The organism is Streptomyces sp. NPDC057249 (assembly GCF_042669245.1).
Classification (GTDB): Bacteria; Actinomycetota; Actinomycetes; order Streptomycetales; family Streptomycetaceae; genus Streptomyces.
In genome coordinates this window covers 62,131-84,258 of sequence record NZ_JBHUXS010000025.1, presented here as the reverse complement: position 1 = coordinate 84,258, position 22,128 = coordinate 62,131, and the positions used below count along the sequence as shown (strand labels likewise).

Sequence of the window (22,128 nt, the reverse complement as noted above, 5' to 3'; positions counted from 1 at the left end):
TAGGGGTTGGGGATGAAGGTGGTGGCGGTGAGGTCGGGGCGGTTGAGGTAGCCGTGGGCGAGGCCGTGGCCGGTGAGGTAGAGGTGGCCGGTGACGCCGGGCGGGACGGGCCGGAGACTCCCGTCGAGGAGGTAGGCGCCCTTGTTGGTGAGTGGGGTCCCGATGGGGACGGTGGGGTGGGGTTCGGTGGACGGTGTGACCGTGTGGGTGGTGGTGAAGCCCATGGATTCAGCGGGACCGTATCCGTTGACGACGGTGGTGTGCGGCGCGATCTGCTGGAGTGTGTGGATGTGGGCGGGCGAGGCGGCTTCGCCGCCGGTGTAGGCGACGGTTACCGACTCGAACGCGTCGGGGTGTTCGTCGGTGAGGTAGTTGAAGAGGCTCGCGGAGAGCTGGAGCATCGTCACGCCGTGCCGGCGCGACAACTCCGCGATGAGTGCCGGTTCGGGCTTTTGGCCGGGTTGCAGGACGGTGGTGCCGCCGTGGAGGAGGGCGCCCCAGAATTCGAGGCTGAAGGCGTCCCAGGAGACCGGTGAGCACTGGAGGAACACCTCGTCGGGCCCGAAGTTCCCGTACGTCTGCGCGGTGACCGTGGAGACGAGGTTGCGGTGCGAGGACAGGATGCCCTTCGGCCGCCCGGTCGAGCCGGAGGTGAACATCACGCACGCGACGTCGTCCCCCGTGACCGGCACACCCAGGTTGCCCTCCTGCCCGGCGGCCGGGGCCCCGCCGGAGCACGAGACCACACCCCAGGGGCCTTCGACGCGCTGCCCGAGGCCGTCGTCCGTGACGAGCAGGGCGATACCCGCATCGTGCGCGGCGGAGCGAAGGCGCTCGTCCGGGAAATCGGGGTCGAGCAGGGTGTATCCGGCGCCGGTCTTGAGTACGGCGATGAGTGCCGTGGCGAAGGTGGCGTCGCGTTCGAGGAGGATGCCGGCGAGGTCGCCCCGGCCGAGGCCGTGGTCGCGCAGCTCGCGCGCCCAGCGGTTGGCGGTCGCGTTCAGCTCCGCGTACGTGAGGGCCTGGTCGCCGTCGATGAGCGCGACGGCCTCCGGGGCGCGGGCGGCCTGGGCCTCGAACCGAGCGACCAGTGAGGTGTCGTCGATGCCGGCAGTCGTTCCGGCCCACGGTCCCAGGATGAGTCCCCGCTCGGCGTCGGACAGCACCTCCACGTCCCCGAGACGCGCCTCCGGGTCGTCCAGTACCTGGCGCAGCACCGCGCCGAGCACCGACACCATGCGCTGGACCGTGGACCGGTCGAACACGTCCTCCGCGAAGACGACCGCCCCGTGCAGGTCCCGGCTGTCGTGCGACCGGAGCAGGAATTCCAGGTCGAACTTGGCCGAACCGTTGGTCAGCCCCCGCACCTCGGCCGTCCGGCCCTCACCGAGGACCAGCGCCGGAGCCTCCCCGGCTTCCAGGGTGAGGCAGATCTGGAAGAGGGGGTGGCGGGCGAGGGTGCGGGTGGGGTTGAGGGTGTCGAGGACGAGGTCGAAGGGGGCGTCCTGGTGGGCGAAGGCGTCCAGATCCGTGGCGCGGACGCGTTCAAGCAGCTCCCGGAAGGTGGGGTTGCCAGCCGTATCGGTGCGCAGGACCAGGGTGTTGACGAAGAAGCCGACGAGATCGCGGAGTGTTTCGTCGGTGCGGCCGGCGACGGGTGAGCCGATGGCCAGGTCGGTGCCGGCGCCCAGTCGGCTGAGCGTTGCGGCGAGGGCCGCGTGGACGACCATGAAGGGGGTGCAGCCCTCGGCGCGGGCCAGCTCCCCGATGCGCGCGAACAGGTCGTCACCGAAAGCGACTTCGACCCGACCGCCCCGGTGCGAGGCGACCGCCGGACGGGGACGGTCGAGGCTCAGCCCGTGCTCCTCGGGCAGCGCGTCCAACGCATCCCGCCAGAAAGCGAGTTCGCGGGAGAGCACGCTGTCCGCGTCGTCAGGGGAACCCAGCACCCGCTGCTGCCACACCGCGAAGTCCGCGTACCGCACGGGCAGTGGCTCCAGGACACTCGCGGTCGCACCCGCGCACCGGGCCTCGTAGGCCCGTGACAGGTCCTGGAAGAAGACATCGGCCGAGCGTCCGTCGGTCGCGATGTGGTGGAACAGCAGGAACAGGACGCAGCACCCGTCTTCGAGGGCGAAGAGCGTGGCCCGCAGCGGGTTCTCGGTCCTGAGGTCGAACCGGTGCCGGGTGGCCGTGTCCAGGTCGCCGTCCAGCGAGTCCGGCGTCGCGGTCCGGTGCTCGATGACGACCCGGGCCCCGGCGGCCGGCTGGACCCGCTGCAGTGGCTGCCCGTCGACCGTCGTGAACACGGTGCGCAGCGGCGCATGGCGCCCCACCACATCGTTGAGCGCGGCTTCCAGGGCATCGACGTCCGGGGTGCCTTCCAGGCGTACGGCCATCGGCACGTTGTACGCGGTGCTCCCGCCGTCCAGCTCGGCGAGCAGCCACAGCCGGCGCTGCGCGAACGAGACGGGGCTGTCCGGACCGCCGCCCGCCTCGCCCGCGACCAGGGGCGGCAGCGCGGGCCGTCCCTTCAGCGAGGCGATGTACTGCGCGAGGCGCGCGGGTGTGGGGTGCTGGAACACGTCCCGGATGGTCAGCCGGACGCCCAGCACGTCGGCGAGGTGGTTCGTGAGTCGGGCCGCCAGCAGCGAGTGACCGCCGTGCGCGAAGAAGCTGTCGTCCACACCCACCGGCTCCGGGGTGCGCAGCACCCGGCTGAACAGGCCAACCGTCACCTCTTCTAGCTGCGTCTGCGGCACACGCTCGGTGGTCACCACCGCGACGGGTTCGGGCAGTGCACGTTTGTCGACTTTGCCGTTGGGGGTGAGGGGGAGCCGGTCGAGCGGGGTGAGGTAGGTGGGGACGAGGTGTTCGGGGAGGCGGTCGGTCAGGTGGCGTCTGAGTTCTACGGGGTCGCCGCTGGTGACGACGTAGGCGGAGAGTTGGTCGTGGTGTTTGGTGACGACGGCTTGGGTGATCTGCGGGTGTGTGAGGAGTGCGGCTTCGACTTCGGCGGGTTCGATGCGGAAGCCCCGGATCTTGATCTGGTGGTCGGCGCGGCCTTCGTAGTGGAGGCGTCCGTCGTGGTCGAAGTGGGCGAGGTCGCCGGTGCGGTAGAGGCGGCTCCCCGGTTCGCCGTACGGGTTCGCTACGAAGCTGGTGGCGGTGAGGTCGGGGCGGTTGAGGTAGCCGTGGGCGAGGCCGTCGCCGGAGACGTACAGCTCACCGGTCGTACCGGGTGCGCAGAGCCGGAGCGCGGAGTCGAGCACGTACAGCGGCTTGTTGACCAGCGGGGTGCCGATGGGGATGGCGGTGTGGGGATCGTCGGCGGGCTCGATGGTGTGGGTGGTGGCGTAGATCATCGCCTCCGCCGGCCCGTATCCGTTGATCACGTCGATGCCCGGCCTGGCGCTGTGCAGCTTGTGTACGTGGACGGGCGAGGCGGCTTCCCCGACGGTGTAGGCCGTGGTCACCGAGTCGAACGTTTCGGGGTGTTCGTCGGTGAGGTAGTTGAAGAGGCTGGCCGACAGCAGCAGGGTGGTGACGCGGTGTTTGGGGGCCAGCTCCGCGATGAGCGCCGGTTCCGGCTTCTGCCCGGGTTGCAGCACGACGCGTGCGCCGTGGAGCAGTGGTCCCCAGAATTCGAGGCTGAAGGCGTCCCAGGAGATGGGCGAGGACTGGAGGTAGACCTCGTTCGGGCCGGTGGGGAGGTAGGTCTGCCCGACCAGGGTGGACACCAGGTTGCGGTGTGAGGAGACGATGCCCTTGGGCCGCCCGGTGGAGCCGGAGGTGAACATCACGCAGGCGAGGTCGTCACCCCCGATCGGCACATCCAGGTTGCCCGCGTCGTGGTGGGCCACGTCGCCCGGTCCTGCCACACACGTGACCCACGCTCCGTCGAGGCGGCCGGCGAGTCCCGCGTGTGTGACCAGGTGGCTGATGGCGGCTTCGGTCGCGGCGGAGTGCAGTCGTTCGTCGGGGAAGTCCGGGTCGAGCAGCACGTGTCCGGCGCCGGTTTTGAGTACGGCGATGAGCGCGGTGGCGAAGGTGGCGTTGCGTTCGAGGAGGATGCCGGCGAGGTCGCCCCGGCCGAGGCCGTGGTCGCGCAGCTCGCGGGCCCAGCGGTTGGCGGTCGCGTTCAGCTCCGCGTACGTGAACTCGTGCTCACCGTCGATCAGCGCGACCGCGTCCGGGACCCGCGCCACCTGCTCCTCGAAGCGCCGCACGAGCGACACGTCATCCCGGTCGGCCACCTCCCCGGCCCACGCCCCGAGCAGCAACTCCCGCTCACCCGCCGACAACACCTCCACGTTCCCGAGACGCGCCTCCGGGTCGTCCAGCACCTGGTGCAGCACCGCGCCGAGCACCGACATCATGCGTTCGACGGTCGAGCGGTCGAACAGGTCCTCCGCGAAGACGACCGTGCCGCGCAGGCCCTGGCCGTCGTCCGTGCGGAGCAGGAACTCCAGATCGAATTTGGCCGAGCCGTTGGCGAACGTCTGCACCGCTTCCGGTCGCAACCCGGCCAGAGCGAGCACCGGTGCGCCGGTCTCCAGGGTGAGGCAGATCTGGAAGAGGGGGTGGCGGGCGAGGGTGCGGGTGGGGTTGAGGGTGTCGAGGACGACGTCGAAGGGGGCGTCCTGGTGGGCGAAGGCGTCGAGGTCGGTGGTGCGGACGCGCCCCAGGAGCTCCCGGAAGGTGGGGTTGCCGTCGGTGTGGGTGCGTAGGACGAGGGTGTTGACGAAGAAGCCGACGAGATCGCGGAGTGTTTCGTCGGTGCGGCCGGCGACGGGTGAGCCGATGGCCAGGTCGGTGCCGGCGCCCAGACGGCTGAGCGTTGCGGCGAGGGCCGCATGGACGACCATGAAGGGGGTGCAGCCCTCGGCGCGGGCCAGCTCCCCGATGCGCGCGTACAGGTCGTCACCGAGATCGACGGCCACCGCTCCGCCCCGGTGCGAGGCGCGTGCGGGACGCGGCCGGTCCGGGTTGAGCCCGTGCTCCTCCGGCACCCCCTTCAAGGCGTCCCGCCAGAAGGCGAGTTCACGGGAGAGGACGCTGTCCGCGTCGTCGGCCGCCCCCAGCACCCGCTGCTGCCACACCGCGTAGTCCGCGTACCGCACCGGCAGCGGCTCGAGCACGCTGCTCCCGTCCCCGGCCACCCGTGCCTCGTACGCACGGGCCAGGTCCGTCACGTACACCTCGCTCGACCGGCCGTCCGTGGCGATGTGGTGGAGCACGACGACCAGGTGGTGCGTGGTCTCGCCCAGCCGGAACAGCGTGACGGAGAGCGGGAGTTCGCTGCGGAGGTCGAAGACATGGCGGCCGGCACCGGCCACCGCGCGGTCCAGCTCCTCGGCAGCCACCTCCCGGCGCCCCATGCGCAACCGCGCCTCGGCCGCTGGAAGGATGCGCTGGTGCGGCTCGCCGTCCACCGTCTCGTACAGGGTGCGGAGAGGGGCGTGGCGCTCGATCACGTCGTTGAGCGCGGCCTCCAGGGCGTCGGCGTCCAGGGTGCCTTCCAGGCGAACGGCCATCGGCACGTTGTACGCGGTGCTCCCGCCCTCCAGGTCCGCCAGCAGCCACAGCCGACGCTGGGCGAACGACATCGGGGCCAGTCCCTCACCCGGCCCCTCACCGGCGGCCGGCGGAGGCAGCGCCGGGAGGCCCTTCGCCGCGCCGACCTTCTCCGCGAGCCGCGCCACGGTCGGGTACTCGAACACGTCCCGGATCGTCAGCCGGACGCCGAGAGCCTGCGCGATGCGGTTGGTGAGGCGGGCGGCGAGGATCGAGTGGCCGCCGTGGTGGAAGAAGTCGTCGTCGATCGTCAGCGTGCGGGGGGCATCGAGCGTGCTGGTGAAGAGACCGGTCAGGGTCTCCTCCAGCAGGGTGCGCGGGGCGCGACCGCCCGACGACACCGCGACGGGCTCGGGCAGTGCACGTTTGTCGACTTTGCCGTTGGGGGTGAGGGGGAGCCGGTCGAGCGGGGTGAGGTAGGTGGGAATGAGGTGTTCGGGGAGGCGGTCGGTCAGGTGGCGTCTGAGTTCTACGGGGTCGCCGCTGGTGACGACGTAGGCGGAGAGTTGGTCGTGGTGTTTGGTGACGACGGCTTGGGTGACGTGCGGGTGTGTGAGGAGTGCGGCTTCGACTTCGGCGGGTTCGATGCGGAAGCCCCGGATTTTGATCTGGTGGTCGGCGCGGCCTTCGTAGTGGAGGCGTCCGTCGTGGTCGAAGTGGGCGAGGTCGCCGGTGCGGTAGAGGCGGGTGCCGTCGGGGCCGAACGGGTTGGGGACGAAGGTGGCGGCGGTGAGGTCGGGGCGGTTGAGGTAGCCGTGGGCGAGGCCGTCGCCGGAGACGTACAGCTCACCGGTGGCACCCGGCGGGCACAGGCGCAGCGATGTGTCGAGGACGTAGAGGGGCTTGTTGACCAGCGGGGTGCCGATGGGGATGGCGGTGTGGGGTGTGTCGCCGGGCTCGATGGTGTGCGTGGTGGCGTAGATCATCGCCTCGGCCGGCCCGTATCCGTTGATCACCTTGATGCCCGGCCGGAGGATCTGCAGTTGGTGCACGTGAGCCGGGGACGCCGCCTCACCCACCGTGTACGCGGTCGTCACCGAGTCGAAGGTCTCGGGGTGTTCGTCGGTGAGGTAGTTGAAGAGGCTGGCCGACAGCAGCAGCGTCGTGACGCGGTGTTTGGGGGCCAGCTCCGCGATGAGCGCCGGCTCCGGCTTCTGCCCGGGTTGCAGCACGACGCGTGCGCCGTGGAGGAGCGGGCCCCAGAATTCGAGGCTGAAGGCGTCCCAGGAGATGGGCGAGGACTGGAGGTACACCTCGTCCGCACCCGTCGGCAGATAGGTCTGCCCGACCAGCGTCGATACCAGGTTGCGGTGCGAGGAGACGATGCCCTTCGGGCGGCCCGTCGAGCCCGACGTGAACATCACGCAGGCGAGGTCGTCACCCCCGATCGGCACATCCAGATCGCCCGCGTCGTGGCCGGCCACATCCTCCGGGCCCTCGGTGCACGTCGTCCACGCCCCGGTGAGCCTTCCCGCGAGCCCGGGCCGCGTCACCAGGTGGCTGATCGCGGCCTCGTCCGCCGCCGACCGCAGACGTTCGTCGGGGAAGTCCGGGTCGAGCAGCACGTGTCCGGCGCCGGTCTTGAGTACGGCGATGAGCGCGGCGGCGAAGGTGGCGTCGCGTTCCAGGAGGATGCCGGCCAGGTCGCCCCGGCCGAGGCCGCGTCCGCGCAGTTCACGGGCCCAGCGGTTGGCGGTCGCGTTCAGCTCCGCGTACGAGAACTCGTGCTCACCGTCGATCAGCGCGACCGCGTCCGGGACCCGCGCCACCTGCTCCTCGAAGCGCCGCACGAGCGACACGTCGTCCCGGCCGGCCACCTCCCCGGCCCACGCCCCGAGCAGCAACTCCCGCTCACCCGTCGACAACACCTCCAACTCCGCGACGCTCCGCGAGCCCGGCTCCACGGCCCGCGCGTCCGCCTCCGTCGCAGCGGTGAGGAAGGCGACGAAGCGGTCCTGGTGGGCCGCGACGGCCTCGGGGTCGACGCCGTCCACCGGTGTGTCGAAGTCGATCCGGAGACCGTCCGCCGCGCCCAGGTCGTACACGGCGACGCTGAGGTCGTCCACCGGGCCGTTGCTCACGTTGTGGTTGACCGTCGGGTGGCCGCACACCGTGAGGTCCGCGTTGAACCCCATGATGTTGAGCACAGGGCCCGTCAGTCTGCGCCCACCGGTGAGCGCACCGGCGTCCCGGCGCAGGTCCTCGTACCGGGTCAGCTGGTGGCGCAGACCGTGCTTGACCTCGGCGGACACCGCCCGTACCAGGGTGCCCAGGGTCTCGCCGGCGCCCACCCGGAGCCGCAGCGGCACGACGTTGGACGCCATGCCCGGGGTGCTGCGCGCGGTCTTCGTGGTGCGGCCCGCCACCGGCAGCGCGAGCACCAGCTCGTCCTGGGCGGTGACCCGGTGCAGGTACACCGTGAACAGCGCGACCACCAGGACGGGCCAGGAGACCCGCTCGGCCCGTGCGACGGTGCGCAGTCGGTCCGCCTCCGCCGCCGGCACCAGGACCGTGCGCCGGGCGAAGGGCAGCGCCCCCCGGGAGGGGGCCGCCCGGCCGGAGCCCCGGACGAGACCGGCCGCCGCCTCCGGAGCGCCGGTCAAGTGCGCGCGCCACGCGGCCCGTTCGGCGTCGGCTGCTTCGGAGCGCCGGTAGGCGGCGTCCTCGGCGTGCAGGTCGGCCAGCCGGCCGAACGGGGAGTCGCCCCACGGCTCACCGGCGACCGCCCGCTCGTACAGCTCGACCAGCCGGTGCAGCAGCATCGACACGCTCGCGCCGTCCACGAGCAGGTGGTGGAAGGTGTACAGGTAGAAGAAGCGGTCCTCGGCGAGCTTGATCAGCGCGCAGCGGACCGGGGACTCGCGGGTCAGGTCGAAGGGTGCCCCGACCGCCGCGTCCACCAGGCCCCAGGCCGCGCCCTCCGGGTCGGCCTCGCCGCTCACATCGGTGTACGCCAGCGTCCGGTCGCCCGGGACGGTGTCGATCAGCTGCCACACCTGCTCCCCGTCGTCCTCGAAGCAGCGGGTGCGCATGACGTCCGCCTCCTCCACGAGGCGGCGCCAGGCGGCACCCATCAGCGCCGGGTCGACCGGGCCCAGGATGTCCCGGACCTCGGCGACGTTGTACTTCAGGCCGGTGGGGTCCAGGGTGTGCGCCGTCCAGATGTCACGCTGGGCCTCCGAAAGCGGCAACCGGAGGGCGGCCGGAGCGGGTGCGACGGTGGCGTCGGACGGCATGAGGTCTCCTGTGGGTCGCGGCGGGAGGGGGCGGGGCAGTGGCCATACAACCGCCGGGGCCCGGTGCCGAGCGGCAGTTGTTCCGGCGGTAGGGCCAGCAGTTCGGCGGTGCGGCGGCAGTCGAACGGCAGGCGAGGCCCGGCGCCCGCCCACCACCGCGCGCCCCCCGCCCACCGCCGCGCCCCCGCCCGCCCACCGCCGCCCGCACCGCCCGCCGCCGTCACACCGCAGCCGTCGTCCCCGCCGCCGCCCGCACCACGCACAGCACCCGGAACGCCGAGCGCCCCCCGTCCGCACTGGCCCGGATCACGCCGCCGACCAGGAGTTCGCGGATCAGCCGGCCGCACTCCGGCAGCGGGCGGCCGGTGAGCCGCACGACGTCCTGGAGAAGGAACTCACCGTCGCCCACCTCGCCCAGGTCGCCGATGAGCGCCCGGTACGGGGCGGGCAGCGCGGCGAGGGCGCGGCTCACCCGCACCTGGAGCCGGGAGCCGTCCGGGCCGCCGGCCAGGTGGTCGAGGAGCGGGGCCGGGTCGGAGTCCACGATGTTCCGCAGGGTGGACAGGTCGCACACGGTGAGCCAGGAAGCGGCGGCACCGAGCGCCGCCGGGTGGCCGTCGAGCCGGTGGCAGATCCAGGCCACATCCGCGAGCGCCTGCTCATCGGGGACGATGTCGGGCCGGACGCGGCGGAGCTGGCTGAGGAAGAACCGTACGGCGGGCGCGTCCGTGTGCCCGGCCGCCGGGTCCGGTGCCTCCAACGGGGAGAGCAGGAACAGGCGTTCACCGGGCACGTTCCAGGGCCGCTCACCGGTGATCAGCAGCCGCAAACCCGGGAACGCGCGCAGCAGCCTGCTCAGGCGGCCGAAATCCAGGGCGGCGGTGTCCACACCGTCGAGGACGAGCACGGCGGCGCCGCGTACCGAAGGGCTTCCGTCGTCGTCCAGGGCGGCCGGCGCGTCCACCAGGGCGGGCAGCCCATCCCCGGGCGCGCCGCCGCCCCGCAGGAACCGGGCACAGTCGTCGGCGAGCCGGGGCAACGGGTCGTCGTCGGCACGCAGGCAGTCGGCCGCGGCGCCGTCACCGTCGTGCCACAGCACCGGCAGCCCGGCGTCGTGCAGACGGGCGGCCGCTTCCAGGGCGAGCCGGGTCTTCCCCACCCCGCTCAACCCGACGACGGTCACCAGACGTTCGGCGCCGGAGCACAACTCCTCCACGAGCACACCGGTCTCCGCGTCGCGCCCGACCAGCGGATACAGCGGAACGGGCGGTGCGGCCCGCTCCATGGACAGCCGCCGGACGTCACCCTCCGCCCGGGCCCCGCGCCGGGCCGCCCCCTCCAGCGCGGCACGGGCTCGGGGGCCGAGTCTGAGCGCGTCGGCGATGAGCCGGACCGTGTCCGTCCTGGGCCGCTGGGCCTTCCCCTTCTCCAGGTCCCGGATGGCGCGCACGCTGATGGTGGAAAGATCCGCCAACTCCCGCTGGGTCAGGCCGATACGGAGCCGGTGGCCGCGTATCAGGGAAGCGAGCGGGGCGGTCGTGGCCGGGGTGTCCTGCGGGGGGTGGCTGAGCGTCATGGAAGGACTCCTGCTCGTCGGGGAATGAACGCCCCGGAAGCGGCTGCGGGCCTGGGGCGCCGGAGGGACGGCTGACGTGCCTTGCTGCTGCCGGAATCCTCCGCTCGCGCCCTATCCGGGAGGCATCGCGCGGCCAAACGCCGTCCGGGCCCGGCCCGGCCCTCCGGGATAGCCGACAGGGCGCCCGTCCGGGCGGGCGGCAGGGGATACCGGGCCGTGATAGCGGGGGGATAGGGGCGGGGGCGGTGCCGTGAATCCGCCCGTTCCTAACGTGGTGTCCAGAAGGAAACGGAACACCGACGAAGGGACAGTCCGATGAACAGGAACACCACCGCCCGCACCGCCCTCCGCGCCGCCTTCGCCACCGTCGCGGTCGTGATCGTCACCGGCATCGGCGTCCAGGCCGGCTGGGCCGACGACACGTCCGGCACCGGCACCCAGCCGACCGGCACCAGCAGCACCCCCACCCCGGGCCCCACCGGCTCCACCGACAACAACCCCTGGGACTGACCCCGCCGGGCGCCTCCCGCGCCCCGCCCTCGGACCGCGAGGCCCCGCCGGCGCCGATCAGCCGCCCGCAGGACTCAGCCCGTGCCCAACAACCGCCGGGACTCGGCCAGTTCCCGCTTCATGCCCCGGCTCGTGAAGACCTCCACCGCGGGGGCCAGCAGTTCCCGGGAACGCCCCGGCTCCTCCTCGCCCAGCAGCCGCGCCAGATCCAGGCGGGCCAGAGCGCCACCGCCGAAATCCATGATCCGCTCCCGGGCCGCGACGGCCCGGTCGAAGAAGTACCTCGCCCGGTCGGGCCGCCCCATCAGCACGAACGCCTGACCGAGGTCCCGCAGCAGATGCCCCTCGCCGATCACGTCGCCGGAATCCCGGCACAGCTCCAGGACCTCCGTGAACGTCAGCACCGCGAGATCCAGCTCGCCCCGCTCCAGGAGAAGTTGGCCCACCCGGCGCAAGGTCCGTGCCCGGCCGCCGAGGTAACCCACCCCGTCGTATATCTCCAGCGCCTCGTCCAACTGCGCCTGCGCCAGGTCCATGTCACCCCGGCGCATCCGGATGTGCGCGCTCTGTGTCAGCACGATCGCCCGCCCGACCACGTCACCGGCCTGGTCGAAGTCCGCCAGGGACCGTTCGTACAGATCGAGCGCGGTGTCGTCCTCCCCGCTGGTCCGCGCGATCAGCGCCATGTCGCGGCGGCACAGCGCCTCGCCCTGCGGCTCGTCCAGTGCCTGGAAGACGTCGAGTGCCGAACTCAGCGCCTGCCGCGCCATGTCGAACTCGTTGCGGCTCATGTACAGCGAACCCAGCGAGGCCCGGACGGCGGCGGTACCGCGCAGATTGCCCGCCTTGCGCACGGCGGCCAGCGCCCGTACGTGGGTCTGCTCCCACAGGTCGTAATGGCCCCGGACCTCGAACAGCGTGACCAGGGTCGTCGCCAGGTTCCAGCTGACGTCGTGCAGGCCCTCGTCGGCGGCGTGCTCCACCATCCCGCACAGGGCCCCCTGCTCCGCGTCGAACCAGGCCAGCGGATCGCCCGCGAGCAGGTCGCTCGTGCACGACGGGGGAGGCGCCCAGCGCGGGGCGTCACCGTGCAGCACGGTGAAATCGCCTCCATACACCTTGCGGTGGGCCTCCTGGGCCAGATACATCCAGCCGCCCGCCATCCGGACGAGCGCGTCCCGGCGCAGCTCCGGCGCGTCCTGCGAGGCCAGCTGCTCGCGCGCGTAGACGCGGATGATCTCGTGGAACTGGTACCGGTAGCCGCCGGTCCGTTCCACCCCGACGACATCCAGCATCTGCATGTCGACCAGCGGCTCCAGCAGGTCCGACGGCACGGGGCGGTCGTCGTCCAGCAGCGCGCCCGCCAGCCAGCCCGGCAGCGTCGGGGTGCGTGCCATGGACAGCAGCCGCAGCAGCCCCCGGTCCTCGGGCGCCAGACCGTTGTACGTCAGCGAAAGACTGGCGCGCATCGTCATCTCGCCGTGCGCCAGCTCGTCCAGCCGGTGCCGCTCGTTGGCCAGCCGGTGCACCATCGACGCGAGCGTCCAGTGCGGGCGGGCGGCGAGCCGGGCGGCCACGATCCGCAGTGCCAACGGCAGCCGTCCCACCGTACGCACCAGAGCCTCGGCCGACGCGGCCTCGCCCTCGACGCGCTCCTCCCCGATGATCCGGGACAGCAGCTTCAGCGCCCGTTCCTCGTCCAGGACGTCCAGCTCCACGCGGTGCGCGCCCGGCAGGGCGGTCAGCCGGGCCCGGCTGGTGACCAGGACCGCGCAGTCCCGGCTCCCCGGCAGCAGCGGCTGCACCTGGCTCTCCGACGCGGCGTCGTCCAGGACTACCAGGAGGCGGCGCGAGGCGAGCCGGGTGCGGTACATCTCCGCCCGCTCGTCCAGCGAGTCCGGGATCAGCTGGCCCGGGATGCCCAGGGCCCGCAGGAAGCGGCCCAGCACCTCCGCGGTGGTGGCCGGGGTGCCGGTGCCGCGCAGATCGCAGTACAACTGGCCGTCCGGGAACCCGGTCTCCGCGAGCCGGTGCGCGAGATGCACGGCGAGCGTCGACTTGCCGGTGCCCGGCTTCCCGGTGATCACGGCCAGGCCGACCGCCCTGCGTTCCCGGCCTCCGGTCAGAGCCTTCTCCAGCGCGGCGAGCTGGTTCTCGTCGGCCACGAAGTCCGAGGTCGCGGCGGGGAGCTGCTGCGGCCGGACGTCGTGCGGCTGCGGTTCGGCGGGGGAGGCGAGGGAGGCGGGGGCGGCCGGGAAGTCCTGGCCTGCCCCGGCCACCGACCGCACGCCCGGGGTGCCCGTGCCGATGCCGGTTCCGGTGTCGGGGCGGCCCGGGCCGGTACGGCCCGGCTCAGGACGGGCGGTGCCGTCGCCATCGGCGTCGGTACGGGGCACGGTGCGCCCGGTGCCGTCGGACCGCTGCGGGGACGCGGCGGTCCCGGCGGCGACCGCGCCCGACGCGGAACGGCCGGCCGCGGACCGGGGCGCCTGCCCCCGTACCGGCGGAGGCAGTTCGCCGGCGAGGATCGCCGCCTCCAGCCGGCGCAGCTCCCGGCCCGGTTCGAGCCCCAGCTCCCGGTCGAGGATGCGGCGCCCGTCCCGGAACGCCTCCAGCGCCTCCGCCTGCCGGCCCGACCAGTACAGGGCGCACATCAGCTGGCCGCGCAGCCGTTCCCGCAACGGGTTCTCGTGGGTGAGGAGTTGCAGCTCACCGACCAGCCGGTCGTGCCGGCCCAGCTCCAGTTCCAACTGCATCCGCAGCTCGACGGCGCTCAGCCGCTCCTCGTCGAGCTGGCGCGCCTTGTTGGCGAGCGGGCCGCTGTCCAGGCCGGTCAGCGAGTCCCCCTGCCACAGCGCCACGGCGGATTTCAGGAGCGCCACCGCCTTCTCGGACTCGCCCTCGTCGCGCTGCCGCCTCGCCATCGCGACCAGGCCGGTGAAGAGCAGCGAGTCCACGTCCCCGGTGTCCACGTGCAGGACGTATCCCGGCGGGCGGGTCGATATCGACACCGTGCTGTCCGCGCCGGCCAGGAGCTTCCGCAGCCGGGAGACGCATATCTGCACCTGGGTGCGGGCGGTCTCCGGCGGGTTGTCCTCCCAGATGAGGTCCACCAGGTAATGCGTGCTGACCACCCGGTTTGCTTCGAGCAGTAACGCGGCCAGGATGACCTCCTGGCGCCCGGGCGGCACCCGCAGCGGACCGTCCTTGCCGCGGACCTGGAGCGGGCCCAGCAATTGGAAGGGCGGTCTCGCCGCGCCGGGGGCATCCTGGACCGTGTGCGTCGTACCCTCGGCCACCGAGACCCCCAGCTCGTAAGCGCGTTGATACTCCGGGATCAACGTCCCCGAAGTTTTCACAATCCTCACGCATTTGTCCATCCTGCATGCCCAGCGTGACCGGCCGGCGAATAGCGGCGCGATAGGCGGGGGTTGGCGCGGCCCGGAAGAGTGCCGGGCGAAGGAGAAAGGAGGCGTCCACATGCACACCGACGCCTGGACGAGCGGCGCCCCGTCCATCGGGGGCGACCTGGTCACCGCCGCGGGAACCGACCACGTCCGACTCGTCTACGCATACCTTGACGCCGGCGACCTCGACGCGTGCGCCTCCCTGCTGCACGACCACGTCGCCCTGGAGCTGCCCGGCGCCCCGACGGCCCACGGCCGTACCGCGTTCCTGCACGCCCTCGGGTCCCCGGCCCGCCACGAGATCGACCACGTCGTCGCGCACGCCCGGAACGTGGTGGCCGCGGGCCGCCGGTTCGCTCCGGGCGCCGATGACACGTGCGTGCGCTTCGTGGACCTCTTCCGTATCGCCGAGGACGGCATGGTGGAGTCCTGCACCCGCTACTACCACGCGTTGCCCTGACCGGCCCCGTCCGCCGAGCGCGGGGCGCCTCCACGGGGGAGGAGCACCACGGGTCACCGACGTCGGCCGGTACGGCTCCGGACCTCCCCTCCGGATCAGGGCGCGGCGGTGCCGGCCGGTCCCTCCGGTGAGCGCAGCACCAGCAGGGTGATCTCGCTGGGCGCGAAGACCCGGAACGGCGGGCCCCAGAACCCGGTGCCCCGGCTGGTGTAGAGCTGTGTGCGGTCGCCGTGGCGGCTCAGCCCGGCGACGGCCGGCTGGTCGAGGCGGACCAGGTAGTGGAAGGGCCAGATCTGGCCGCCGTGGGTGTGGCCCGACAGCTGGAGGTCGACGCCGCCCTCGGCGGCCCGGTCGATGAACTTCGGCTGGTGGGCCAGGAGCAGGACCGGCAGGTCCGGATCGGCGCCGTCCAGCGCCCCGGCGAGGTGCGCGCGGTGACCGGCCAGGCCGGAGGACTCGGCGGTGACGTCGTCCACGCCGGCGACCACGAGGGTGTCGCCGCCGCGTTCGAGCAGGATGTGGCGGTTGCGCAGCGGCTGCCAGCCCAGCTCGTCCATCAGGTCCACCCAGCCCTGCGCCTCGCTGTAGTACTCGTGGTTCCCGGTGACGTAGACGCGGGCGTGGGCGGCGCGCACCGTGCCGAGCGGCGCGGCCTGGGCGCGGCGGCGCTCGGCGGTGCCGTCCGCGATGTCGCCGGTGTGGCAGACCAGGTCCGCCTCCAGCGCGTCGACCTCCGCGCACACCCGCTCCGACCAGCGGGCCCGGTCCAGCGGTCCGTAGTGCGTGTCGGTGATGAGGGCGACCCGCGTCCCGTCCAGGCCGGTCCCGAGGCGCGGCAGCCGCACCTCGACCCGGCGCACCCTCGGCACCCGGCGCGCCTCCGCGTATCCCCAGCCGAGGAGGACGGCGGCGGCCGCGAGCACCGACCAGGTGACGATCCTGGCCCGGTCCTGCCCGTCGCCGGCCCCGGCCACGGTCAGGGCGAGCCGCAGCAGGACGCCGAGCAGCACGGACCAGGTGAACAGCACCCAGATGGACCCGAGCAGGCCGTCCCCGACGATCGCCGCCCGGTCCTGCTGCCGCCTGCCGTGCCCCCGCACCATCGCGACCGGCATGGTGACGAGGCCGAGCACGAAGAGACAGGTGCCGCCCACGGTGACCGGGAGCGGCCAGCGCTGTCCGGTGTACAGCAGCACCCAGCACGGCACCGCCCACAGCAGGACCGGGGCGATCAGGGGGACGTAACGCATCAGGCGCCGCACCCGGCTCGGCGGCGTCGCCGCCTTGCCGTCCGCGGACCGGGCCTCGCTGGTGTCGGTCACGTTTCCCTCCTCGGGCGGCCGGAATGCCGCCGGGCACTGTACCCGGTCGCCCCCGGGGACCCGGAGACGGCCACCACTGTCCGGCGGCCGGACGGTCAGCCGGCCCCGGCGGCGATCCAGGCGTCCAGCTGCTCGCGGGTGGTCGAGGGGTCCGCGATCAGCCCGGCGAGTTCGTCGTCGGCCAGATGGCGGGTCGCGACCGCCGGGCAGCGCCGGCACGCCTCGACACCGCTCTGCGTCCACCACTGGCACGTCGTCCGCAGATGGCAGCGCGGCACGGCCGCCTCGACCACCTTCGGCGTGGCGGCGACCACCCGCTCCACGAGGGCGCAGTCGTCGCCCCGCCGGTTGGCGCAGCCGCTGACGCAGTGCGAGGCGAACCGCAGGATGCGCCGGGGGTCGATGCCCTCGGGCACCTCGCCCAGCACCTGGGAGGCGGGCACCGGGTCGGCCAGATAGGCGACCCGGCCCTCCGGCCCGGACCGCACACCCAGGACGACCGCCTCGGGTGCGTGCGCGTCACCGCTGGGACACCAGCTCGTCGGGGACTTGTCCTTGTCCACGGTCCTCGGCCCCTCGTGTCAGCAGGCGGCGCGGGAGGCCGCGCCGTTCTGCGTGATGTAGCCGGTCGGGTCGGTGCCCAGGGGCGCCCCGGACTCCCGCTCGGCGGCCAGCTGGATGCTCGCCTTCAACTGTTCCGGCGAGGTCACGCGCTCGACGGGGGCGGCGGTGGCCGTGGCCGAGCCGGCCACCAGGACACCGGCGGCGACGAGGGCCGCGGCGGCGGTGGCCGCCGCGGTCCGGGACGGGTTCTTCTTCATGGGGACTCCCTTGGCTGCGGACATGGTCCGGCCGCTCGGACGCGGCCGCTCACATGTGCGGAACGCTAGGGGTCCGACCGTGCGCCGGACGGCAGTCGGCGCGGCGGTCGACCGGCAGTCCGTCGTGCCGACGCCGTCAGCCCCGGGCGAGGGCGGCGGCGGGCCGGGACGGGGCGGGGGAGGACGCGGCGGTCAGACGGAGGCCGGCCGCGATCAGGGTCCGCCCGAGGGCGGTGCGCAGGGGCCGGGGGGCCCGGGCGGGCCGGGTGAGGCGGTACGTGTCTGCCTCGGCGTGGAGTTCGGCGGCGCGGATGTGGTGCAGGGCGAGGTGGTCGTGGGGATGCATCGGTGGTTCTCCTTTACTCGGTGGTGAGGGGGAACGCATGGGTGTGGACGCGCACACGCGTGCTGTCGTCCTCGTCCTCGTCGGCGATCCGGTCGCGGTACTCGTCGACCAGCGCGTGCATCTTCCCGATGAGCTCCCCGGCGAGCTCGGGCGTCAGCCGCAGGGTCGCGCTGCTCATGTCCCAGGTGCGCTGCCACTCCTCGGGCCAGGCGGTGCGGTCGCCGAGCCAGGTCGACAGGTCCCGGGCCTGGGTCATCGCGACCTCGTGGAGATACATCTCGGCGGCCCCGCGCACCTCCGGGCTGGAGTGGGTGAGCAGTGAGTCGTCGAAGGTCAGCCCCTGACTCACCGCCTGCCACCAGCGCTCCCGCCCCTTGCCGTGCTCGGGGGCGTCCTTGATGAAGCCGTGCGCCGCGAGCTGCCGCAGGTGATAGCTGGTGGCCCCGCTCGACTCGCCCAGTTTCGCGGCGAGCTGGGAAGCGGTGGCCGGTCCGTCGAAGCGCAGCGCGTCCAGCAGCCGCATGCGCAGCGGATGGGCGAGCCCACGCAGCGAGCGGGCGTCGAGAGTGCGGATCTGTCCGCTCGGCTCTTCTTCCATGACGCCAAAGTAGCCTTGCAAAGCTTCCTTTGCAAGGCTTTCTTTGCAACTAGTGGGCGGGTGTGTGACGGAGGAGCGCCCTACGGCCGGCGGCGGCGGGAGTCCGGCCGTCCGGGGCGCCGACGCCGTTGCCCGGCCACGCCGGCAGCGCGCCGGCGAGCGCCGTCAGTGGGATCTCGCCCCGTCGGTCAGGCGTGATCCAGGGGGAGCGCCTCCTCGGTGGCGCGTACCGCCCGGCGTCCGAGGTTCGGTGCCGAGCGCTGGATGGCCAGGGGGAGGGGGTCGGTCTCGCCGTCGAGTACGTCCAGTACCCGCTCGTGCAGCACCCCGTTGCTCACGAGCAGGTCGTGGCCCGCCGGATGGCGCCGGCCCGTCAAGTCGGTGAACCGGCCCCCGGCCTCCTCGACGACGGGCTGGAGGGCGGCGATGTCCCAGGGGGCGATGTGGGCCTCGCACGAGATGTCCACCGCCCCCTCGGCGACGAGGACGTGCGAGTAGAAATCCCCGTAACCCCGTGTGCGGCGCACCTGGCGCGTGAGGTCGATGGCGCCGTGGAACCGGCCGTGTTCCGCCCAGCTCCACGGGCTGGAAAAGGACAGGTGGGCCGCTTCGAGGCTTGCCACGCCGGACACGCGCAGCCGCCGGTCGGGGCCCTCGTCGCGCCCGGTCAGGTCACGGACCCACGCCCCGCCGCCCATGCTCGCGTACCAACGCCTGCCCAGGGCGGGCGCGGAGACGACGCCGACGACGACGGAGCCGTCCACACGCAGTCCGATCAGGGACGCCCAGACCACCGAACCGCGGATGAACCCGGAGGTCCCGTCCACCGGATCGACGATCCAGCACCGGTCGCCGGAGTCCCCGCCCGTCTCCTCGCCGAGCACCGTGTCACCGGGCCGTTCGGAGGCGAGCCTGGCGCGCATCCGGTGCTCGATCTCCCGTTCGGCCTCGGTGACGGGAGTGCCGTCCGCCTTGACCTCCGCGGAGCGCGCGCCCTGCCCGGCGAAGGCTCGCATCGTCTCGCCGTCCGCCAGGTCCGCCAACTCGAGCGCCAGGCGCAGATCATCCACCCAAGGGGTTCGCATGGGCCCGCACTGTAGACACCTCCGGCGTCCGGCACCACCCACCCCCGCCAGGAAAGCCGCAGCACCGGGGATGCCCTGGATGATCATCAACTCGCCCAGCGGCAAGTCGAGTTGGATCTCCGTCATCTCTAGACGCACGCTCGGACCGCCTATAGCCTCTGGCGCTATGGGAGCGCTCCCGCAGGGGGCATCCAGTAAGGAACCGGCGCATTTCGCCGGGGCACACATGGGGGTCGAGACGCACGTGCACCACCTGACGGACGAGACCGGGGACGACCTCGACCGGGCCGCCGGGCCGCCCGGACGGGACGGCTGGCTGGTCACCGGGGCCGCCGGATTCATCGGCTCACACCTGGTCGCGCGCCTCCTGGGCGACGGCCACCGGGTGGTCGGCCTCGACGACTTCTCCACCGGGACCCGGCGCAATCTGGCCGATGTCGAGCGGGAGGTCGGCCCGGCGGCCTGGAGCAGGTTCCGCCTGGTCGAGGGCGACCTGCTCGACCCGCGGGCCTGCGCCGACTCGGTCGAGGGCGTCGGTGTCGTCCTCCACCAGGCGGCCGTGAACTCCGTGCCCCGCTCCGTGCGCCAACCGGACCTCGTGACACAGGTCAACGTGCTCGGCACCGTCCGGCTGCTGGAGGCGGCCCGCGCGGCGGGCGTGCGGCGGATCGTCTGCGCGAGCTCCAGCTCGGTGTACGGCGACGCGCCCGGAGACGTGCGCGTCGAGCCGTCGGTCGGCCGGCCGCTGTCCCCCTACGCCGCCAGCAAGCAGGCACTGGAGGGGTATGCCGCCGCCTACGCGAAGATGACCGGTGCGGCGACGGTCTGCCTGCGCTACTTCAACGTGTTCGGCAGCAGGCAGAACCCCGAGGGCCCGTACTCCGCGGTGGTCCCCCGATGGGTGGCGGCCACCCTGCGCGGCGAGCCCGTCCCGGTCAACGGTGACGGATCGTCCGTGCGGGACTTCACCCATGTCGACAACATCGTGGAGGCCAACCTTCTCGCGGCCCGTGTCGAACTGGAGTTCGCCGCGGTCAACGTCGGGTGCGGCACGTCCACGACCCTGCTCCAACTCGCGGACGCCATCCGGGAGGAGGCCGGCGCCCTGTCCGGCCGGGAGACACCGCCACCCGCGTTCGGACCCGGCCGGCCGCATGACGTCGCGGCCTCCGTAGCGGACCTGACGTACGCGTCCGCGACGCTCGGCTACCGCCCCGTCCGCGACCTCCGCACCGGCATCGCCGCCACCGTGCCGTGGTTCACGGCCGCGTCCACCCTCTGAGGCAGGCATGTTCGTCCCGCTCATGTACCACCTCGTGGACGCGCGCATCGACCACCCGATGTCCGTGCCGGAGGATTCCTTCCGCCGCCAGCTCGACTGGCTCGGCGACAACGGCATACCGGTGCTCACTCCCGACCGGGCGCTCGCCGCCGCCGAGCCGGAGCACACGCGACAGGCGCCTTCGCCGGGTGTCCTGCTGACCTTCGACGACGGCTACCTCAACACCGTCACCACGGTCCGGCCGCTGCTGGACGAACGCGGCCTGTCCGCGGTGATGGCCGTCTGCGGCAGCTACCTCGACCCGGCCACCCTGCCGGACCACATCCCGCACGCCTCACAGGAGTTCGCGTCGGCGGGGGACGTACGGGACTGGCTGGCGGCGGGACACGCGATAGCGGGCCACTCCTACACCCACCCGCGACTGACCGGCCTGCCGCGGGAGGAGCTGGAAGCCGAGATCGACCTCGACCTCCGCGCGATCGAATCCGCGACCGGCCACCGGCCGGCCACCTTCTGCTACCCGTTCGGCAAGTCGGACCAGGCCGTACGCGAGGTCGTCGGCCGCTTCTACCGGCACGCCTTCGTCACGGACGGCGGGTCCTGGCCGCATCCCGCCCACCCGCTCGCGATGCGCCGGCTCCAGGTGCGGCCCGAGTGGGACGTCGACGCGTTCGGCACCGAGGTCGTGCGGGCACTGGCGGCGTGCGTCGAACCGGAGGACGCCAACAGGTCCACGAACGTGAGGAGTTCCTGATGCGCGTCACCATGTACTGGCACAACGGCCGCAGCCTCGGCCACACGGCGGAGTCCGCCAAGATCGCCTCCGCGCTCCTCGACATGTCACCGGACGTCCGCTTCGCGGGCCTCACCGGCGCGTACCGCGGTCTCGGGATGCTTCCCGACGCGGTCGATGTGGTGAAGCTGCCCTCCTTCGCCAACTTCGACGACCCCCGGGGATGGCGCTTCAGCTCACGCCTCGGGTTCCCGGAGAAGGAGTTCTTCGCCGCCCGGGGCGAGCTGGCGCAGGTGTTCCTGCGCCACTACGCACCGGACGTCTTCCTCGTCAACCACCTGCCCAGCGGGGCCGAGTCGGAGCTCGCCCCGGCCCTCGGCGAACGGGCGTTCAGGACCGCGGTGCTCACGCTGCGCGGCGTCCTGTTCGACCGGGCCAAGACCAACCGCGAGTACTTCCTCGGCGAGGTCGCCGACCACATCGCGCGGACCTACGACCTGATCACCGTGCACGCGCCCTCCGAGGTCTTCCGGCTGGAGGAGCACTACGACGTACCGGCCCAGCTGTCCGACCGCATCCGCTACACCGGCTACCTCGCCGAGCCGTCGCCGCTCACCCGGGCCGGGGCCCGTGAGCGCCGCGGCTGGGATGCCGGCGAGCGGGTCGTGGTGGCGAGCATGGGCGGCGGCCAGGGGGCGGGACACATCTGGTCCGCGATCGCGCGGGCCCTGCGGGTGAACCGGCGGGCGTACGACCGCGCGGTGCTCGTCACCGGCCCTTACCTCGAACAGGACACGCTGCGCGAGGTGCGGGAGCAGGTGAAGGACCTGGAGGGCGTCCGTGTGGTCGTCTACGACGAGGAGCTGCCGCAGGCCATGAAGGGCGCGGACCTGTTCATCGGGGCGGCCGGCTCGAACATGGTCAGCGAGGTGCTGAGCGTGGGGGCCAACGCGATCCTCATCCCGCGTCAGCTCCGCGAGTCGGAGCAGTCGATCCACGCCGGACTCCTCCGGCAGCGCGGTCTGGTCCGTACGGCGGGACTGCGCGAGGTGCTCGACGGCGCACTCGACGCCTTGGTCGGCGAAGGGCTCGCCGCACCGCTCGCACCGCGGGTGCCGCACCTCCTCGGCGGCGCCCGGCGCTACGCCGGAATCCTGGAAGGGCTGGTCGGATGA

At 72.7% G+C, this 22,128-nt stretch carries 14 protein-coding genes; 5 read left to right on the top strand and 9 right to left on the bottom strand.

Annotation, left to right across the window (positions count from 1 at the left end):
* Together ACFUJY_RS32190 and ACFUJY_RS32185 are read right to left on the bottom strand one after the other, a co-directional pair.
* Positions 1-8,813: amino acid adenylation domain-containing protein (locus ACFUJY_RS32190; RefSeq protein WP_383306181.1), on the bottom strand; the 8,813-nt coding region annotated here is incomplete at its 3' end.
* A gap of 220 nt (positions 8,814-9,033) precedes the next feature.
* Entirely contained in the window at positions 9,034-10,389 is a 1,356-nt protein-coding gene (locus ACFUJY_RS32185) for a helix-turn-helix domain-containing protein (protein WP_383306179.1), read from the bottom strand.
* Positions 10,390-10,704: 315 nt separating this feature from the next.
* On the opposite strand from ACFUJY_RS32185, the gene ACFUJY_RS32180 reads away from it, so the two are divergent.
* Positions 10,705-10,899 (top strand): hypothetical protein, encoded by a 195-nt coding sequence (locus tag ACFUJY_RS32180; RefSeq protein WP_383306177.1) that lies wholly within the window; start codon positions 10,705-10,707, stop codon positions 10,897-10,899.
* Between the two features lie 74 nt (positions 10,900-10,973).
* Here ACFUJY_RS32180 and ACFUJY_RS32175 read toward each other — a convergent pair whose 3' ends face one another.
* On the bottom strand, positions 10,974-14,135 hold the full coding sequence (locus ACFUJY_RS32175; protein ID WP_383306184.1) for a BTAD domain-containing putative transcriptional regulator: 3,162 nt from the start codon (positions 14,133-14,135) through the stop codon (positions 10,974-10,976).
* A 244-nt stretch (positions 14,136-14,379) separates the two neighbouring features.
* Here ACFUJY_RS32175 and ACFUJY_RS32170 point away from each other — a divergent pair, with 244 nt between their 5' ends.
* Positions 14,380-14,766, top strand: a complete 387-nt coding sequence (locus tag ACFUJY_RS32170) for a nuclear transport factor 2 family protein (protein ID WP_383306175.1) — start codon at positions 14,380-14,382, stop codon at positions 14,764-14,766.
* A gap of 95 nt (positions 14,767-14,861) precedes the next feature.
* Here the strand turns inward: ACFUJY_RS32170 and ACFUJY_RS32165 are convergent, their stop codons facing one another.
* The 6 genes from ACFUJY_RS32165 to ACFUJY_RS32140 all read right to left on the bottom strand — a co-directional run bounded on the left by ACFUJY_RS32165 (position 14,862) and on the right by ACFUJY_RS32140 (position 18,938).
* Entirely contained in the window at positions 14,862-16,088 is a 1,227-nt protein-coding gene (locus ACFUJY_RS32165; protein WP_383306173.1) for a metallophosphoesterase, read from the bottom strand.
* A 95-nt stretch (positions 16,089-16,183) separates the two neighbouring features.
* Entirely contained in the window at positions 16,184-16,651 is a 468-nt protein-coding gene (locus ACFUJY_RS32160; protein WP_383306171.1) for a hypothetical protein, read from the bottom strand.
* An 18-nt stretch (positions 16,652-16,669) separates the two neighbouring features.
* A complete protein-coding gene (locus tag ACFUJY_RS32155; protein ID WP_383306169.1) occupies positions 16,670-16,909 on the bottom strand; it encodes a hypothetical protein in 240 nt (79 codons plus the stop codon).
* A 136-nt stretch (positions 16,910-17,045) separates the two neighbouring features.
* Complete coding sequence (locus ACFUJY_RS32150; RefSeq protein WP_383306167.1) at positions 17,046-17,255, bottom strand: hypothetical protein; 210 nt, start codon at positions 17,253-17,255, stop codon at positions 17,046-17,048.
* A gap of 13 nt (positions 17,256-17,268) precedes the next feature.
* The gene (locus tag ACFUJY_RS32145) at positions 17,269-17,853 is read right to left on the bottom strand and encodes an ArsR/SmtB family transcription factor (RefSeq protein WP_383306165.1); all 585 of its coding nucleotides are present in this window, start codon (positions 17,851-17,853) and stop codon (positions 17,269-17,271) included.
* A gap of 188 nt (positions 17,854-18,041) precedes the next feature.
* A complete protein-coding gene (locus ACFUJY_RS32140; RefSeq protein ID WP_383306163.1) occupies positions 18,042-18,938 on the bottom strand; it encodes an inositol monophosphatase family protein in 897 nt (298 codons plus the stop codon).
* A 226-nt stretch (positions 18,939-19,164) separates the two neighbouring features.
* On the opposite strand from ACFUJY_RS32140, the gene ACFUJY_RS32135 reads away from it, so the two are divergent.
* Genes ACFUJY_RS32135 through ACFUJY_RS32125 form a run of 3 tightly spaced genes read left to right on the top strand, consistent with a single transcriptional unit; the run spans position 19,165 to position 22,128 of the window.
* On the top strand, positions 19,165-20,220 hold the full coding sequence (locus ACFUJY_RS32135) for an NAD-dependent epimerase/dehydratase family protein (RefSeq protein ID WP_383306160.1): 1,056 nt from the start codon (positions 19,165-19,167) through the stop codon (positions 20,218-20,220).
* Between the two features lie 7 nt (positions 20,221-20,227).
* Positions 20,228-20,974, top strand: a complete 747-nt coding sequence (locus ACFUJY_RS32130; RefSeq protein ID WP_383306158.1) for a polysaccharide deacetylase family protein — start codon at positions 20,228-20,230, stop codon at positions 20,972-20,974.
* Complete coding sequence (locus ACFUJY_RS32125) at positions 20,974-22,128, top strand: glycosyltransferase family protein (RefSeq protein WP_383306156.1); 1,155 nt, start codon at positions 20,974-20,976, stop codon at positions 22,126-22,128. The genes ACFUJY_RS32130 and ACFUJY_RS32125 overlap by 1 nt, the downstream gene beginning before the upstream one ends.

What these genes read in the sequence shown, in the direction of transcription:
- ACFUJY_RS32170 (WP_383306175.1), top strand. Translation starts at nt 14,380, where the DNA reads ATGCACACCGACGCCTGGACGAGCGGCGCCCCGTCCATCGGGGGCGAC.
- ACFUJY_RS32130 (WP_383306158.1), top strand. Translation starts at nt 20,228, where the DNA reads ATGTTCGTCCCGCTCATGTACCACCTCGTGGACGCGCGCATCGACCAC.
- ACFUJY_RS32145 (WP_383306165.1), bottom strand. Translation starts at nt 17,853, where the DNA reads ATGGAAGAAGAGCCGAGCGGACAGATCCGCACTCTCGACGCCCGCTCG.
- ACFUJY_RS32150 (WP_383306167.1), bottom strand. Translation starts at nt 17,255, where the DNA reads ATGCATCCCCACGACCACCTCGCCCTGCACCACATCCGCGCCGCCGAA.
- ACFUJY_RS32155 (WP_383306169.1), bottom strand. Translation starts at nt 16,909, where the DNA reads ATGAAGAAGAACCCGTCCCGGACCGCGGCGGCCACCGCCGCCGCGGCC.
- ACFUJY_RS32125 (WP_383306156.1), top strand. Translation starts at nt 20,974, where the DNA reads ATGCGCGTCACCATGTACTGGCACAACGGCCGCAGCCTCGGCCACACG.
- ACFUJY_RS32180 (WP_383306177.1), top strand. Translation starts at nt 10,705, where the DNA reads ATGAACAGGAACACCACCGCCCGCACCGCCCTCCGCGCCGCCTTCGCC.
- ACFUJY_RS32185 (WP_383306179.1), bottom strand. Translation starts at nt 10,389, where the DNA reads ATGACGCTCAGCCACCCCCCGCAGGACACCCCGGCCACGACCGCCCCG.
- ACFUJY_RS32135 (WP_383306160.1), top strand. Translation starts at nt 19,165, where the DNA reads ATGGGGGTCGAGACGCACGTGCACCACCTGACGGACGAGACCGGGGAC.
- ACFUJY_RS32140 (WP_383306163.1), bottom strand. Translation starts at nt 18,938, where the DNA reads ATGCGAACCCCTTGGGTGGATGATCTGCGCCTGGCGCTCGAGTTGGCG.